Annotated in this window: 15 protein-coding genes; 2 read left to right on the top strand and 13 right to left on the bottom strand. The window is 39.1% G+C overall.

Annotated elements, in window-relative coordinates:
• Nucleotides 1-100 precede the first annotated feature (100 nt).
• Nucleotides 101-1,951, bottom strand: coding sequence for a LamG domain-containing protein (locus DV872_RS24520; protein ID WP_114632611.1), 1,851 nt, complete (start codon nucleotides 1,949-1,951; stop codon nucleotides 101-103).
• Nucleotides 1,952-2,113: 162 nt separating this feature from the next.
• Between DV872_RS24520 and DV872_RS27340 the strand changes: the two genes are divergently transcribed.
• Complete coding sequence (locus DV872_RS27340) at nucleotides 2,114-2,218, top strand: helix-turn-helix domain-containing protein (RefSeq protein WP_114632610.1); 105 nt, start codon at nucleotides 2,114-2,116, stop codon at nucleotides 2,216-2,218.
• A 5-nt stretch (nucleotides 2,219-2,223) separates the two neighbouring features.
• Here the strand turns inward: DV872_RS27340 and DV872_RS24510 are convergent, their stop codons facing one another.
• The 4 genes from DV872_RS24510 to DV872_RS24495 all read right to left on the bottom strand — a co-directional run bounded on the left by DV872_RS24510 (nucleotide 2,224) and on the right by DV872_RS24495 (nucleotide 6,387).
• Nucleotides 2,224-3,369, bottom strand: a complete 1,146-nt coding sequence (locus tag DV872_RS24510) for a type II secretion system protein GspD (RefSeq protein ID WP_158547166.1) — start codon at nucleotides 3,367-3,369, stop codon at nucleotides 2,224-2,226.
• Nucleotides 3,370-3,475: 106 nt separating this feature from the next.
• Complete coding sequence (locus tag DV872_RS24505) at nucleotides 3,476-4,675, bottom strand: hypothetical protein (RefSeq protein ID WP_114632608.1); 1,200 nt, start codon at nucleotides 4,673-4,675, stop codon at nucleotides 3,476-3,478.
• On the bottom strand, nucleotides 4,668-5,777 hold the full coding sequence (locus DV872_RS24500; RefSeq protein WP_114632607.1) for a DUF4114 domain-containing protein: 1,110 nt from the start codon (nucleotides 5,775-5,777) through the stop codon (nucleotides 4,668-4,670). The genes DV872_RS24505 and DV872_RS24500 overlap by 8 nt, the downstream gene beginning before the upstream one ends.
• Nucleotides 5,778-5,862: 85 nt before the next feature.
• The gene (locus DV872_RS24495; protein ID WP_114632606.1) at nucleotides 5,863-6,387 is read right to left on the bottom strand and encodes a hypothetical protein; all 525 of its coding nucleotides are present in this window, start codon (nucleotides 6,385-6,387) and stop codon (nucleotides 5,863-5,865) included.
• A gap of 687 nt (nucleotides 6,388-7,074) precedes the next feature.
• On the opposite strand from DV872_RS24495, the gene DV872_RS24490 reads away from it, so the two are divergent.
• Nucleotides 7,075-8,481, top strand: a complete 1,407-nt coding sequence (locus tag DV872_RS24490; RefSeq protein WP_114632605.1) for a sigma-54 dependent transcriptional regulator — start codon at nucleotides 7,075-7,077, stop codon at nucleotides 8,479-8,481.
• A gap of 108 nt (nucleotides 8,482-8,589) precedes the next feature.
• Here DV872_RS24490 and DV872_RS26705 read toward each other — a convergent pair whose 3' ends face one another.
• From DV872_RS26705 to DV872_RS24455, 8 genes are all read right to left on the bottom strand, one after another.
• Nucleotides 8,590-8,760 carry a hypothetical protein gene (locus tag DV872_RS26705; RefSeq protein ID WP_158547165.1) on the bottom strand — a complete coding sequence of 57 codons (171 nt, stop codon included), beginning with the start codon at nucleotides 8,758-8,760 and terminating at the stop codon, nucleotides 8,590-8,592.
• Nucleotides 8,757-9,866: a sensor histidine kinase gene (locus tag DV872_RS24485; RefSeq protein WP_114632604.1), complete on the bottom strand. Its 1,110-nt coding sequence runs from the start codon at nucleotides 9,864-9,866 to the stop codon at nucleotides 8,757-8,759. The genes DV872_RS26705 and DV872_RS24485 overlap by 4 nt, the downstream gene beginning before the upstream one ends.
• A gap of 246 nt (nucleotides 9,867-10,112) precedes the next feature.
• Complete coding sequence (locus DV872_RS24480) at nucleotides 10,113-11,168, bottom strand: Fic family protein (RefSeq protein ID WP_199563536.1); 1,056 nt, start codon at nucleotides 11,166-11,168, stop codon at nucleotides 10,113-10,115.
• Nucleotides 11,169-11,476: 308 nt separating this feature from the next.
• Nucleotides 11,477-11,800 (bottom strand): hypothetical protein, encoded by a 324-nt coding sequence (locus DV872_RS24475; RefSeq protein ID WP_114632602.1) that lies wholly within the window; start codon nucleotides 11,798-11,800, stop codon nucleotides 11,477-11,479.
• Nucleotides 11,787-12,212 carry an Rpn family recombination-promoting nuclease/putative transposase gene (locus DV872_RS27045; RefSeq protein WP_171832170.1) on the bottom strand — a complete coding sequence of 142 codons (426 nt, stop codon included), beginning with the start codon at nucleotides 12,210-12,212 and terminating at the stop codon, nucleotides 11,787-11,789. Before DV872_RS27045 ends, DV872_RS24475 begins: the two co-directional genes overlap by 14 nt.
• Before the next feature lie 15 nt (nucleotides 12,213-12,227).
• Nucleotides 12,228-13,394: a SpoIIE family protein phosphatase gene (locus tag DV872_RS24465; RefSeq protein WP_114632600.1), complete on the bottom strand. Its 1,167-nt coding sequence runs from the start codon at nucleotides 13,392-13,394 to the stop codon at nucleotides 12,228-12,230.
• Between the two features lie 2 nt (nucleotides 13,395-13,396).
• Entirely contained in the window at nucleotides 13,397-14,179 is a 783-nt protein-coding gene (locus DV872_RS24460) for a response regulator (RefSeq protein WP_114632599.1), read from the bottom strand.
• Nucleotides 14,176-15,492: sensor histidine kinase (locus DV872_RS24455; protein WP_216664447.1), on the bottom strand; the 1,317-nt coding region annotated here is incomplete at its 5' end. The genes DV872_RS24460 and DV872_RS24455, both read right to left, overlap by 4 nt.

The following is a 15,492-nucleotide window of genomic DNA, read 5'->3' as shown; positions in this document are numbered from 1 at the left end:
ATATATTTGAGAAAATTCCACTGGCCAATACTAATCAGGATCTGGAACAATTGCTTCCATGGAACATTGATAAAGAAGAACTCATCCCATAGACGATCAGTCAACACGGGGAGATATTAGCGCTTACATTTGTCCCGGTATATTCCCAGTTAGAATCATACCCATACACATTATGTGTGTCATATCCGGTCATCCAATAAACAGCCAGTGAAGCTTCTTCCTCTTCTTCTTCCTCTTCGTTTGGATTTTCAACTGAATTATAAATTTCGAGAATATCATCAGCCTCCAAAATTCCGTTATAAACTCTCAGCTCATCAACTAATCCATTAAGATTATTGCCAGTAGAGTCTCTCCTACCTATATCAAAATTATCAAGTGTAACACTTGGATAATCAAAATTACTTGCTGTTCCTTTTAGCTCTCCGTTTTGATAAAAACTAGCCGATTTCTCCTGTGTATCAACAGACAAAACAAAATGATTCCATTCTTCTAAAACAATAGGATCAGAAGATATTGAAAACTGATATTGATTATTTGTTCTCAAATAAGCACGGACTGTATTGTCATTCCCAATTTCAAAATTGATTCTATCTTCATGACTATTATAAATAGAGAAAATCCCATCCCAATAATTTCTCCAATCATTTACTTTCGACCAAACAGAAATAGTATATTTATCTAAATCAAAATTATTATTATTAAAATTAACATCAACATGATCCCAAGTTCCATCAAAACTTAACGCACTTCCATCAACTCCCTCTGTCCAAGTCGCATCATAAATAGTTCCATCATTATCTCCAACAGAATCTGTTGCCACAGATCCTGAATTTTCATTCAAATCCCATTCCGAGACTAAATCCACAGTTTCACTCTCATAAGGCAAGGAATCTACATTATATCTGGCCAAAACTTCTGACGCATTTAACGCGTTGTTATATATTCCCACCTCATCAATAACACCATTAAAATATCTTCCAGCATTTTGATTTGAGCCAATATAAAGAGGATTATTTTCTCCTGTTAATAAATTTCCAACAACTGTCTTAGAGTTTTCCAAAACCCCATTTACATATATAAGAATTTCAGATCCATCATATACTCCAACAACATGATACCATTCTCCTTCTTGAGGAGAGGTACTGGATTGTATATAAGCATTAACTTTATTTTCGGTAGACACTACAAATTCAAAAAATCGATTTCCAGAATTATGTTGTAATTGATAATGGGGACCCCAAGTAGAATCGGCTTTTTTAAAAAGAATATTTGCCCAGCTCGCTTGAGTACTTGGATCAACAGTCCACTTAACCCATGCTTCCAAGGTTAATGCTTGACCATGAACATCAATTCCATTACCGCTAGTGGTCTGTACATAATCATCCACACCATCAAAACTTAATGCACTTCCATTATGCCCACTCGCCCAGCTCGCTCCGTGAATTACTCCATCATTACTACCGATTGAATCATACGCGGTTACACCTCTATTCTCATCAAATTTCCAGAAGGATACTGTATTTGGATGATAAGGTTCAGGTTCAGGTTCAGGTTCAGGTTCAGAACAAGCTGTAACTGTATAAATTTCCGTATCGCCGTTTTCCGCATAAACGGTGTATTCTACAGGAATGCTGAAGTTATTGGCCGTCTGGCCGCTTATCTGTTCTACTTCAGAGACTGTAACGTTTTGTCCGCTAGTCACAAAGGATGCAACAAGATCCGTTAAATCTGTGCCATAAGGAAGAGTCAGACTGATATCCGTTACATCAATTGCACCATTTATCCCGTTTATGGTAAATGCGGTAATTGCACAGTCACCTGACAGGGTATCTGCTGTTGAAGTATCAACGGAATCCGAGGGGTTATCAAAGAGTACACCGGAACAGCCGATAACCAACAAGGAAAAAGAGATTACCAAAAATAAAAGAATACTTGATTTTTTGTTGTTCATATCATCCTCCTTGTGTTATCATCTATATACATGCAATAATCATGCCAACCCAAATTGCGGGAATTGATACCATTTATAATATGATAACTGGTAAAATTATTATCAAAATGACAGCTTTAATGTATTGATTTATTTAAACATCTAGATCATGGAATATTCATCATGAATGCTCTTGAAAAATGCGGAGGGAACCGAAAGGCTGCGGCCGAGCTCCTCGATATCGGAGAAGCGACCCTCTATCGGAAGATTAAGAAATATTTTTTGTAACTGCTTCACAGAATTTCCGGAGTCAGGAATATTATCAGTTCCTTTCTGATGTTGTCCTTACTGTAGCTCCCATTACGCACGCTCGTCTGCCGGCGTTCCTCGATAAGACCACCAAGCATGAAGGTTTCCTTTGATCTAAGTTTTACTATGGTACTTGTGCGCCTGGTGTTAATAACAGGCAGCCCGTTGATACCGGCGATACCGCTCTGATCACTTACAATCGGCTCTACCTGAAGCAGTATTTCGCCGTCTCTGGTAATCCGCGGCAGAACCGTTAGGCTGATACCTGAACTGATTACCTTTACATCAGTCGATGAGAGGTTGTCGCTGCTGTCGATAATCGGCATATATTGGTTTGTGACAATTTCTACAACTGCCGACTCTCCGTCAAGCACTACGATCTTCGGATTTGCGCGGATATCAACACTGCCTGATTTCCCCATTGCCAGAAGGGCGATGGAGAGATCTGCTCCGATAAAGCCTGTCATCAGGGCGCGCGCGCCCGTCTGCGCTTCAATGCCGGCTGCTGAATCTATAGAAAGAATAGGCTCTCCCCAGTCAAGGCCGACGGCCATTCCTTCGGTGATGGTAACCTCCGCAACAACAACATTGACCGCTATAAGCTTCTTTGCTACATCCACCGCGCTTACTGCCTGCTTTATCTTCCACAGGATTGTCTCCGGGGCATTGATTGTAATGCGGTGTCCAGCTGAATCCGGGATGGAAACAAAGGGCTGATACATCGCCGGAAGCCCCTTTCTGACATCACCAGCGGCGCTGTTTGTGATAATGCTCTCGGTAACCATCAGTCTTGCTGATGCGGGATTGTTCGGATCAGCACTTCCTATCAGATAGTATCCGTTTTCTTCCTTATAGGCCCATCCGCCTGAATAGAGGATCATGTCAAGAACCTCTTCAAGCCTCATCTCGGCAAATGACAGAGTCAACATTCCCTGCACGCTTTGATCGGGAATAAGTTTTATCCCGGTTTTCGCCGACAGTTCCATCAGTATAGCTCTTATATCGGTGTCAAAATAACTGCCGCTGACAAGCGGACCGGGCTCTTCTGACTCCATCATCCTGTCACTAATTTCTTTAAGCAGCGGATCCGGGCTGCCGGGCAGGCGCCCGGAGATTACGAGCTCCGGCACCTCGATGGTGCTCTGCATTTGAGTGGCACAGCCGCTGAAAATCAGCGCCGCGAGAGACAGAATCAGTATCAACAATTTACCGTTTTTTGTTTTCATGTCATCCTCCTCAATCCCTGCCGACAGCAACAGGAACTTCTGAGCTCAGTCCGTCCGGGAGTTCTCTTATAAGCAGTGGATGAACGCTGCTGCCGGGTTCAATCGTTTCCGGCAATGTCGACATTATTCCAATGTTCCGAAAACTTCCCTCGGGAATGGAAATATCAGGGTTGAGCACAGTTATCCAATTTTCCTCGTTAAGTATTTTAAGTGTGATCGACTCAGCGCTCATATTGTAGATCGTTAGCTTCTGAATTTCAGTTCTTCCCGGTTGAGCTGATATATTGATATTTTTCGGCTCAAAGCTGTAAGCCTGAAAATCTCCTCTGTCTGCATTCTCCTTAACAGTGAACTCCACTGCCTGCTTCGGCATAATGTACGAACCGTAGTCGTAGATTGTCTCGGCAATGTAGTCTCCGGCCGGCAGCGGCCGGCTCAGGAAGCCTTCGAAATCCCGGAGGCTTCCTGGGAGGATGAACGCACTGCCGTCGGGCTGCGAGCCGGCCGGAGTCAGCTCTATCTCGGCAAATATCCGGCTGTCGCTTTTCCTTCTGATGAATGTTTTTCCTTTTACATTCAGATGCACATTCCCTGAGTTTCTGAATGCCGAAAACAGTCTTGTACTGCCCTCTCCCTGATATACTTCACCGTCGAAGGCACTGCCGTTTTTCACAGGAATGAAACTGCCTGTTATATGAATGCTCAGCCGTGCCGCTATGGCAAAATATACTGCAACCTGAGGCCTGTCACTGTTATCTGCTTCCAGAGGCGTAATATCACGGAAATGGAGGGTTGCGTAATACTCGCCCTTCGCGTCAATGGGGGGAGACAGGCGGAAAGAAACTTCTTTTACCTCGCCTTCGTTAAGATTAACAACGGGTGCTCTCCGGGTGACCATCTTTTGTTCAATTGTGTCGTAATAGGTGACTTCCTCTGCTGTTGTGAGGGGTGAGATCCACTCTTTAGCGGAGTTTCTGTCACCCTCCTCAGGTGCTTCGAAGCCTACCGTGCCCCGTCTGTCGATTATGTAGTCTCCGAGGTAGAGCATAACTTTCTCGGTCTTTGTCCCGACAAGACGGATAGTGATAGTTTCCTGCTGTCCCTGCCCAAGCTGAATAGCTTTTGACGCCGGGGTTACCTGAAACCCATGGGCTGTTGGTGCAAGAAAAAGCATGATCGATATAGTTATTAAGAATAATTTATTAGTCATCTGGTCCTCCCTGATTTCCCAGCTCGCTTACATCCGGAATATTAGACAGATCGAGGGCTGAAAACGGCGAGATATCCAGCGCAAAAAGAACATCATTGTAATCTTTGTCTCCGCCGCCGGGAAGGTCCTCCCACCCGATGATGATCCGCTCCCTCTCTATGTCCGAGAAAATTGCAGCATGCCTCAGGCTGTCTGAATTTGAATTGTCAAAGGTATAGTAGTACGGACTGCTCGGATTACTGTAGCCGTTGCTCTGAAGCCAAAACCCGATATTATTATCTGAATTAAATATGCCGACAGGCGCGGTATCTCCCGGCATCAGCTGTCCTCCGGAACCGGCCATCGAGGCATTTTCATAGATAACAGACATGGTTCCCGGAAGCGGCTCCTCTAAGTCGCCGAACAGGAAATATCCGGCGCGGTTTCTGTAGCCCGCCCCCTCGCCGATGAAGATCGAACTCATGGATATATCACTGCTGAGATAAAGATTAGGGTCTGTCCCAGGAGCAATTATAGCCGGATCAGGCAGCCCCCGTTCCGCGAAAAAACTTTTATAGAGATTTACTTCCTCAATAGTGATTCCTCCAATCTGTACAGCAGTTATAATGAAAACCGCTGTGTATTCACCGGCATCATGCTCCCAGCCCACTTCAGCACTGACATTAAGCTCCGCATGTATTTCCCCTGTTGTGGAGGTTATTGAAGTAGACCCCGGCAGCAGAATAATATCTTTCTGCTCAACAGAGGGGCTTGTGTAGAAAATATCGTCACCCCCGTGGCCGTAAAGCCTGAGGTCATAGACAGTGGGAATTATATCTGGATTCGGCTCCTGAGAACTATGCGGGCTGTTTGCCTGATATGAGAGGGTGGCAGGCATATTACAGTCGAAGTAGCCAATGTAGCCTTCACCCTCCGCAATAGCTGTTGCCGGAGACGAAGAAAGAACCGATGAAGAAATGAAGATTGTGTTCCCGGCCGGATGGGCAATAATGGAAGGGGGAATCCCAAGGTGTATATCTGACTGAAAACCATCAGCTGATATTGCCATTGAAGAAGCTGCAAATATGATTGTTATTATAATTAGCTGTATGTTCGATTTCATTTATCAACTTCTCCATTCTGGATTTTAACAGGAACAAAGCAGATGAATATTTCAGAAGATCGATCAGTCAAAACGGCCGAAGTTTTTAATTAACAACAGCAGTAACTACAAATTGTGAGCCGTATAATCCGGCATCATCTTCCCACTCTACGTCGGCTTCAACGTATAAATCTATATCGATTCTTCCGCTGTGCGGGACAATGGTCCTTGTGCCTTCCAAATCGTCTAGATCCGGGTTCTCTACATCGCCGCTTTCATATGGAACTACCGCGTCACCGCCGAATCCTGAAAAGCTTGCAACATACCTGGTTGTCATTACATCATCACCACCGGAAGCCTCATTATCAAGCGCGCTTGCCTGGAATGAAAAGGTTGTCGAGGCATTGGAATCAAAGTATCCAATACTTCCAGCCCCTTCAGCAAGAGCACCGTTTCCTGCATCGGAGGCGTCCAATACAGGTACATTCATCACAATGTCGGCCTGTTTATGTGCAATAATCTGCGGGTCTACAGTCAGGCTGATATCGGTTGTGATCGAATCTGTCTCTGCGGCAAAGGCCATTCCGGTTGCTATTAAAGCCAGTAACATTAAAATTATTATTTTTTTCATTTTGTTTTCCTCATCATTTATGGTTATTCATCTGCTCCTACGGAGCAGTTTTTAGCAAGATGCCGTTATGACTGCCGATCTTATCTCTGAAATATCCTTCTCTGTTCTGTCAAAGAACTGCTGTTCACTATATATTCATGCATATAGTGTGCCAACATTACACCCTTTTAAACAAAGTTATAATTATATACACATAAACATTTTGGCTCCGGGTTCGATTACAATAAGTATTTGGTTATGAATTGAGAAAGAATTGTCGTACACGTGCAGGATGTTATCGCCGGCATTCTGAATTCTTCTATTTCCTGCAGCTAATCAATAAAAATATCAAAGATATTCGGGACAAAGTCGCTTACGAACCACTTTTATTATACTGTGGGGGGAATTTTTTATTGACTTATGAACCTATAACAAATAAAATTGAATTACAGGATGTATTGTATCTGATAGCGATAATATGCCGGTTTTTATCTCCGGAAACATGAATAATCATGCTAATGACGGTGTCCCTCTTTCTGACAAAACACTGTATCTTGAAAATCCTCATTTAAAAGCAATGAATTTATTATAAGATTATTCCAAAATTTTTAAGTGTTAAATATTGTGTGCAATAAATTGCACAGAATGGACAAAAATTGCCCACTAACTGAAAATAGATTATATTAAAATAATGAAAGAGTCTGACATATGAAACCTGTATTATTATTAATTATTGATGATGAAATGGCTATTCTCTCCAGTCTGCAGAGAGGGATTAGAAGATCATCAATCGCAAATGAAGTTCAGGTGGAAATCGCTGTTGGAGGGAAGGCTGGTTTGTTGCAGTTAAAAAATCTAAAGCCCCAGATTCTTTTAATAGACATGAAAATGCCGGATATCAGTGGACAGGAGATTATCCAAAAGATAATAGATTCCGGAAATCATACATATACGATTATTATGACCGGTTATACAGATATTAAAGAAGCAGTCAAACTTATAAAACAGGGAATCTATGACTATCTGACAAAACCATTCGAACTTGAGGAGCTGGAAGTAATACTTAAACGAATAATTAATGAACTGAATATGGAAGGTAGAATTATCTCTCTTCAGCGCCAATTATCCCTTGCATCTCATACAGGGAATCAAATTATTTCCAATAATTCCACAATGAAGGAAGTGGAAAAAACCATCAATGCAGTTCGGGATACAGACTTCAATATTTTAATTCTGGGAGAAAGTGGAACAGGTAAAGAACTTATTGCAGATTTAATACATTATTCCGGACAAAGAAGAAACGGACCACTTATTAAAGTAAACTGTGCAGGTCTTGTATCTACTCTTCTTGAAAGCGAAATGTTTGGTCATGAAAAGGGAGCATTTACAGATGCTATTAAGGCAAAAGAGGGGAAATTTTCACTTGCCAATGGAGGAACTCTTTTTCTGGATGAAATTGGGGATATGGATATAGCACTTCAGGCAAAACTCCTTCGTACTATTCAGGATGGTGTTTATCAAAAAGTTGGCGGAGTTGAATCACTTCATACAGATGCCAGAATAGTTGCAGCCACAAATCGAAATCTGATGGAATATATTAAAGAAGGGAAGTTTAGAGAAGATCTGTACTATAGGCTAAATGTTGTTACAATTAATTTACCTGCTCTTAGAGAGAGAAAGGATGATATCCCACTGCTGGCACTACATTTTCTTAAGAAACTTACAAAGAAATATGGAAAAAAACTTCAGAGTATTCAACCTGAAGCCATTAAAATCCTTGAAGAATATTACTTCCCGGGAAATATCAGAGAACTGGAAAATATTATAACCCGCTCATATATATCATCAACAGGATCTTCAATAGTAAAAGCAGATCTGCCGCTTGAAATAAGAGAAAACACAATAACTTCAATCAAATCCCAGTTGAATGGCACTGAGAAATTATCAAAATCAATTATCGATAGTAATAACTTAAAACTACAAATAGAAAACACTGAACGGGAACATATACAAAAGATGCTTGCACTAACTAATAATGATAGGAAATATGCTTCCGAACTGATGGGATTGTCCAGAAGACAACTTTACAATAAAATTAGTAAATATAATTTATAGACTATGAAAACAAAATCCGGTTGGATTTATCCATAATAAAAATCTCAGACATTATTTTCTGCTTTAAAAAGTATTCTTCAACAAGAGCAACAGCTGCTGCACCGAGTCTTAATTCCTCAATATATATCTCTCTATGGATTCTGTTTCTAATATCTCGAGAGCTGCCTTCCCGCCGACAGCAGTATAGATTTTGAAATCAGCTTTACGAAACTGCCTTAGTAATGAACTCAGAACGTCTTTTTCATCGTCTACAAATAGAACACAATTCTCTTCACTCATATACTATTCCCTTTTTGAGGCAGAATAATATGAAAACAGCTTCCCTTACCGGGAGTGCTTTCTGCTTTAATTGTTCCACCATGCTTTTCTATAATCCCATAAGAGATAGCCAGTCCCAGACCAGTTCCTTCTCCTACATCCTTTGTAGTAAAGAACGGATCAAACAATTTATCCAGGTTCTCTTTATCAATACCTGTTCCTGTATCACATACCGATATAAAAATAGAATCTGTTTCTATCCACGATTTAATTGTAATATTACCGTGTTCTTTTATGGCATGAGCAGCATTGACAAAAAGATTCACAAAAACCTGAGTAATCTGATCAATCCTGCAAAAAATATCCGGAAGATTTCCCAGCTCTTTTACAATTTCACATTTATATTTAAGTTCATTACTGGTCAGACGAAGAGCATCTTCAATTGCAGTATTTATATTAGCCAACCGGGCATCATGACTTTCCGGTCGTGCAAAATTACGAAGATCCAGTACAATTTTCTTTATCCGGTTAGCTCCGTCAATGGATTCTTCCAACAGTTGAAAGGCATCATCAAGAATAAAAGGGAAATTCTCTTCTTCTTTCATGCTCTCTATCTTATTTATTACTGTCAAACTCTTTTCTTCTACATCTTTGTTTTCAATACAAGTAATCAACTCTTCCATCTGCTGAAACAGATTTTTATATACCGATAAATATTCAACCATTGTATGAAGATTAGTACTCACAAAAGCAGTTGGATTGTTTATCTCATGAGCTACTCCAGCAGCAAGCTGACCAATGGAAGCCATTTTCTCGCTATGTACCAGCTGTCTCTGTGTACTGATTAAATCTGTATTTGCCTTTTTAAGTTCGAAGTTGCTGGCTTCATGCTCAAGAGTTTTTTTTCTGAGAGATTCCTGCATCGAATTGAACGATTTGCTAAGAAACTGAATCTCAATAGGATCTCTAACATTAATTTTGAGATTTTCCCAGTTACCAATACTTATTTGTTTTATTCCATCCTCAAGTGAAAGAAGTGGCCTGATGAGATTTCGGGATGTTATTACTGAAAAAAATACAGACAGCAACAATATAGAGATGGAGGAAACAAGCAATATCTGATACATGATTTTCTTTATAGGTTCACGAATTTTGGAAAAACTTGTTGATACCTGCAAGCTGACAGGAATAGTTTGGAGTGGAAAAACAGAAGATATAGAATCCTGACTCAGCTTTTCAGGGCCTGCCAGAATTGAATCCTTATATAAAGCGCAGAAAAACCTGTCCTTTCCGTCTAGGTCAAAAAGATAAGAATTAGATTTAAAAATATCAGAGAAAAGAGGGACGAGGTGTACATCTTCGAGGATATTGGCTTATACTTTTCGCCAGCTGGCACCCCGGCCTCTGCCGGTACTTGTTATTATCCTATCTTTACTCATGTCTTTTAAAACTTTCCTTATAAGATCAATGCTGACTCCAGGGCAATTTATTCTAATTTCATTTACAGTAAAATTTCCATAAAATTTTTCGATTGTATCTTTGATGATTTTTGTTTTTTCTCCACGTTCAGGTCCCATATGTGAAGCTCTGTTCTCAAATTCCTTGTAAGCAGACTTAATAATAAATAGCATATAATTAATAAAAGGCCAGGGATTATTTGTTCCTTCATGCCAGCCTATGGATGATAATTCAAGAGTTTCATAATATCTTTCCTTATTTTCTTCAATTACTCTTTCCAGACTGATATACCTACCCACTTCATATCCAAAGTGGTAAGCCTGAAGAAGTAAGAACAATCTTGAAACACGCCCATTTCCATCACGAAAAGGGTGAATACAAAGAAAATCGAGATTAAAAAGAGAAATACCTATTAAAGGGTGAATATTTCTATCTGTTTTTAATAGATCCCATGCCGTTATCAGATTGGACATCAATTCCGGAGTTTTAGCAGCAGATGCTGTAATAAAACGAACACGGGATTTCCCATCTGGATATGTCTCAATTATATCTCCATCTCTTTCTTTGTATTTACCAGAATCCCATATTTCACCACGACATGTTTTATGAAAGTCTTTCAATGTACCCTCAGATACAGAAAGGTTTTCAGAATCCTTATGTATCCAGCTCAAAGCTTTGCGATATCCCCTTATCTCTTCTTCATCTCTATCTTTTAAAGCTGACTCTCCTAAAATGACGGGTTTAATTCTTTTATGGTCTATAATTAGACCTTCCATTCTATTCGAAGAAACAACACTTTCTATTATTGCAAATTCCTTTAAAGATTTAAGTTTCTGAGGTATCTGTCGTGTAAACATTTTCTGCATTCCTCGATACTCGCTAATATCAGAAAGAAGCCACATTGTCGCAGAGGGAATTTGATCAAGATTATTTAGTAATCGTTCTATTGTCATCACTTTTCCAGTACTCATCAATAATTAATACCTAATTTAATACCTAATTTAATAAATAGTACCTATTTAATCAAAAAGTTTACCAAGGATTGCCGTGTTCCTCCGCTATGCGCAGTCCGGTGCTATTAAGGAACCAAAGCAAGGCAAAATTTCGGACAATGCGCGCGTTGTTCGAAGTTTGCCGGTCAGTTTGTATTGGAATGGTGTTGTTTAAGGTCTATAAGTTTCTGTGATGCTTGTTATTGTTAACAGGAAATATCTAACCTTTGTAAAAACATAAAAGCTAGATGATACTATACCAAAAAAAGACGGAATATTCTGTGATATTATTCTTTTCCTATATCCTCTACAGGAATATCCAGTAGCTCAGAGATTTCCAAAATAGAAATCCCCTTTCCCCTCAAACGATTAACAGAATCCATTAGACCTTCTTTTTTACCTTTTTCAATACCTCGTTCTATACCTTCCTGCCTTGCACTATCTGCGATCTTACGGTCATGTACTTCCAGTGAGGTTGCAAGCATACCCGATACCTCCTTTAGTGACGAAAGACTTTCAAACTCTTCGTCAATATTTCCTATATTACCAAGATAATTATTAAACCAGCGGATAAAAAGGTCAATCACCTCAATCTTCTCATCCTTTACCATAGTATACAGCTTTTTGACTTCTTTTGAAAGGCATCTCAATTCCTGAGTTCTCAATGTAAAAAACTGCCGAAACAACATTACGGATCTGAAACAGTACATCAGGAGAAAATTCGTTTTCCAGTACTTTGAAGTACTCAAATCGAGGGACATAACGTCCTGGGATGGTTGGTTCAATCAGGTTCTCAAAAGAAGATTCAGCAGTCCATTTGGCATCCCCATTGTACAAAAGCAAAGGGAAAACAGCCGGAAGTTTTTGCATATTACTTTTATCAAGAGACTGATAGAACTCACAAATATGAAAAGAGGGACGGAGGTGTACATCTTTCGATATGCCATCTTTTACAATTGCCTGGTCGGGACTTCGTCCCTGCAAGGACGTCAGGGAGTTGAATGATGCATGTGCATGGTGCAAATGTCCATATAGAAATTATCCCTCCAATATTTTTAAACTTACTATTGTAATATCATCATCCCATTCCGCATCTGCAATAAGCATTTTGAGATCCTTCAGAATTTTCTTATGGTTGTGTATATCTTTAGAATTATTATGCAAAATTTCCATAAATTCTTTCATATCAAAATTTAAAGTGTTATTACCTGTAGGATAAATCCCGTCAGAACAGAAAAACAGCCTGTCACCCGGCTGGATAGAAACACGGTTCTCTTTATAATCACTGTTTGGATCTACCCCCAGAACCAGTCCGGTGGTTTCTATCGGAAGAACCTTGTTGCTTCTTACCAGAAACACAGGAGGTTGCCCTGCATTAGCCAGAACAAAGGTTTTCCCGGAAAGGTCAACAAGTGCAGCGGAGAATGTAATAAAAATATCAGTAAATTTATCCAGAAAAGCACATATCCGTTTGTTTAGCCAATTCATGAAATGTGATGGCGAAAAAAAATTGTTTTTCAGATTTTTTATATAATCCGGATATATAATTGTTTTCAAAACAGCCGTAAGAAAAGAAGCTTTGATACCATGACCGGAAACATCCCCCATTAAAACAATAAATCTATAAGAATCCAGTTGAATTATATCATAATAGTCTCCACTTACTCCTGTATCAGAGACAGCTCTATAAGTAATAGAATAATCAATATTTTCACTCAAAGGCGGAGAAGTGCCAAGAATCGCTTTCTGAAACTCTGCACCGAGTCTTAATTCCTCAATATATCTCTCTCTATGGATTCTGTTTTCCCTGCGCAAATTATATACATTATAAGCTTTGTGAATTTCATTTTGCAGTTGTTCCAGGTTCCATGGTTTGGAAACAAATGAAAAAACTCCTGCTTTAACAATAGATGACATATCACTCATATCCGAATAACCGGATAGTATAATGACAGCAATATCAGGATATTGTTTGGAAATTATTCCGGCTAACTTACTCCCAATTAAATCGGGCATTCGCTGATCAGTAACAATGACTGAAATTTTATTACCCACTTCCTTCATGATGCCTAAAGCCTCATGTGCAGAAGATGCTGTCCTGGGTGATAATTTTTCTTCTTTCATCCATTTGGACAAGCTTCGAGTTAAAGAATTAAGAATATTTGCTTCATCATCAATAAATAATATGATTGATTCTTCTGTCATAATTACACACCCTTTCCTTTTAAATTAATAAAAAATATTAACCCCTGAAAAAAATCCGATGGCCTTAGAGCTCTAATATTCAATGTCAACTTCCTACCCTCTATTTCCCAAATACAAGAGCTTTGGCCTCCGTTTTTTTTAAATCCCTGTAGAATTTTTACTGCTATGTGTTCCGGGAAAACAGAATCCAGGGGATCGTCAATATCAAACTGGATATCTAAAAGTTTATCTGCTTCATTGTTAAAAAAACCAATTGTATCTTTATGAGTAATTACAAGAACCGGTATTGGAAGCATATCAAGAATTTCCCGGGATATCTCCAAATTTTTTTCTCTTAAAACTATATCTTTATGCAGCTGATTATTCTCTTCTATTATTATTTCCATATGTTTTCTATTTTGTTGTAATGTCTTGTAATTTGAGAATGCCTGCTCAATAATTTCTATCAACTTTTCTTTACTCCATGGTTTTGATACAAATCTGTACACTTCTCCCTTATTAATTGCATCTATAATTGTACCGCTGTCAGCATAACCGGTTAATACCATTCTAATAATATCGGGATATTTCTTTTTCACTATCTGCAGCAGTTCAAGACCATTCATTCCAGGCATACGTTCATCAGTAATAATTGTATTTACGGATTCTGTTTCTAATATCTCGAGAGCTGCCTTCCCGCCGACAGCAGTATAGATTTTGAAATCAGCTTTACGAAACTGCCTTAGTAATGAACTCAGAACGTCTTTTTCATCGTCTACAAATAGAACACAATTCTCTTCACTCATATACTATTCCTTTTTTGAGGCAGAATAATATGAAAACAGCTTCCCTTACCGGGAGTGCTTTCTGCTTTAATTGTTCCACCATGCTTTTCTATAATCCCATAAGAGATAGCCAGTCCCAGACCAGTTCCTTCTCCTACATCCTTTGTAGTAAAGAACGGATCAAACAATTTATCCAGGTTCTCTTTATCAATACCTGTTCCTGCATCACATACCGATATAAAAATAGAATCTGTTTCTATCCACGATTTAATTGTAATATTACCGTGTTCTTTTATGGCATGAGCAGCATTGACAAAAAGATTCACAAAAACCTGAGTAATCTGATCAATCCTGCAAAAAATATCCGGAAGATTTCCCAGCTCTTTTACAATTTCACATTTATATTTAAGTTCATTACTGGTCAGACGAAGAGCATCTTCAATTGCAGTATTTATATTAGCCAACCGGGCATCATGACTTTCCGGTCGTGCAAAATTACGAAGATCCAGTACAATTTTCTTTATCCGGTTAGCTCCGTCAATGGATTCTTCCAACAGTTGAAAGGCATCATCAAGAATAAAAGGGAAATTCTCTTCTTCTTTCATGCTCTCTATCTTATTTATTACTGTCAAACTCTTTTCTTCTACATCTTTGTTTTCAATACAAGTAATCAACTCTTCCATCTGCTGAAACAGATTTTTATATACCGATAAATATTCAACCATTGTATGAAGATTAGTACTCACAAAAGCAGTTGGATTGTTTATCTCATGAGCTACTCCAGCAGCAAGCTGACCAATGGAAGCCATTTTCTCGCTATGTACCAGCTGTCTCTGTGTACTGATTAAATCTGTATTTGCCTTTTTAAGTTCGAAGTTGCTGGCTTCATGCTCAAGAGTTTTTTTTCTGAGAGATTCCTGCATCGAATTGAACGATTTGCTAAGAAACTGAATCTCAATAGGATCTCTAACATTAATTTTGAGATTTTCCCAGTTACCAATACTTATTTGTTTTATTCCATCCTCAAGTGAAAGAAGTGGCCTGATGAGATTTCGGGATGTTATTACTGAAAAAAATACAGACAGCAACAATATAGAGATGGAGGAAACAAGCAATATCTGATACATGATTTTCTTTATAGGTTCACGAATTTTGGAAAAACTTGTTGATACCTGCAAGCTGACAGGAATAGTTTGGAGTGGAAAAACAGAAGATATAGAATCCTGACTCAGCTTTTCAGGGCCTGCCAGAATTGAATCCTTATATAAAGCGCAGAAAAACCTGTCCTTTCCGTCTAGGTCAAAAAGATAAGAATTAGATTTAAAAATATCAGA

This window comes from Oceanispirochaeta sp. M1, assembly GCF_003346715.1.
Taxonomy (GTDB): domain Bacteria; phylum Spirochaetota; class Spirochaetia; order DSM-2461; family DSM-2461; genus Oceanispirochaeta.
The sequence above is the reverse complement of the archived record's forward strand: the minus strand, read 5'-3'. Positions and strand labels throughout refer to the sequence as shown.

Excerpts from the sequence above, each read along its gene's own strand:
- DV872_RS24495 (WP_114632606.1), bottom strand. The coding sequence starts at position 6,387 with ATGAAAAAAATAATAATTTTAATGTTACTGGCTTTAATAGCAACCGGA.
- DV872_RS24475 (WP_114632602.1), bottom strand. The coding sequence starts at position 11,800 with ATGGTAAAGGATGAGAAGATTGAGGTGATTGACCTTTTTATCCGCTGG.
- DV872_RS27340 (WP_114632610.1), top strand. The coding sequence starts at position 2,114 with ATGAATGCTCTTGAAAAATGCGGAGGGAACCGAAAGGCTGCGGCCGAG.
- DV872_RS24520 (WP_114632611.1), bottom strand. The coding sequence starts at position 1,951 with ATGAACAACAAAAAATCAAGTATTCTTTTATTTTTGGTAATCTCTTTT.
- DV872_RS24505 (WP_114632608.1), bottom strand. The coding sequence starts at position 4,675 with ATGACTAATAAATTATTCTTAATAACTATATCGATCATGCTTTTTCTT.
- DV872_RS24485 (WP_114632604.1), bottom strand. The coding sequence starts at position 9,866 with ATGTATCAGATATTGCTTGTTTCCTCCATCTCTATATTGTTGCTGTCT.
- DV872_RS24460 (WP_114632599.1), bottom strand. The coding sequence starts at position 14,179 with ATGAGTGAAGAGAATTGTGTTCTATTTGTAGACGATGAAAAAGACGTT.
- DV872_RS24465 (WP_114632600.1), bottom strand. The coding sequence starts at position 13,394 with ATGACAGAAGAATCAATCATATTATTTATTGATGATGAAGCAAATATT.
- DV872_RS24490 (WP_114632605.1), top strand. The coding sequence starts at position 7,075 with ATGAAACCTGTATTATTATTAATTATTGATGATGAAATGGCTATTCTC.
- DV872_RS24480 (WP_199563536.1), bottom strand. The coding sequence starts at position 11,168 with ATGAGTACTGGAAAAGTGATGACAATAGAACGATTACTAAATAATCTT.
- DV872_RS24500 (WP_114632607.1), bottom strand. The coding sequence starts at position 5,777 with ATGAAATCGAACATACAGCTAATTATAATAACAATCATATTTGCAGCT.
- DV872_RS26705 (WP_158547165.1), bottom strand. The coding sequence starts at position 8,760 with ATGAGTGAAGAGAATTGTGTTCTATTTGTAGACGATGAAAAAGACGTT.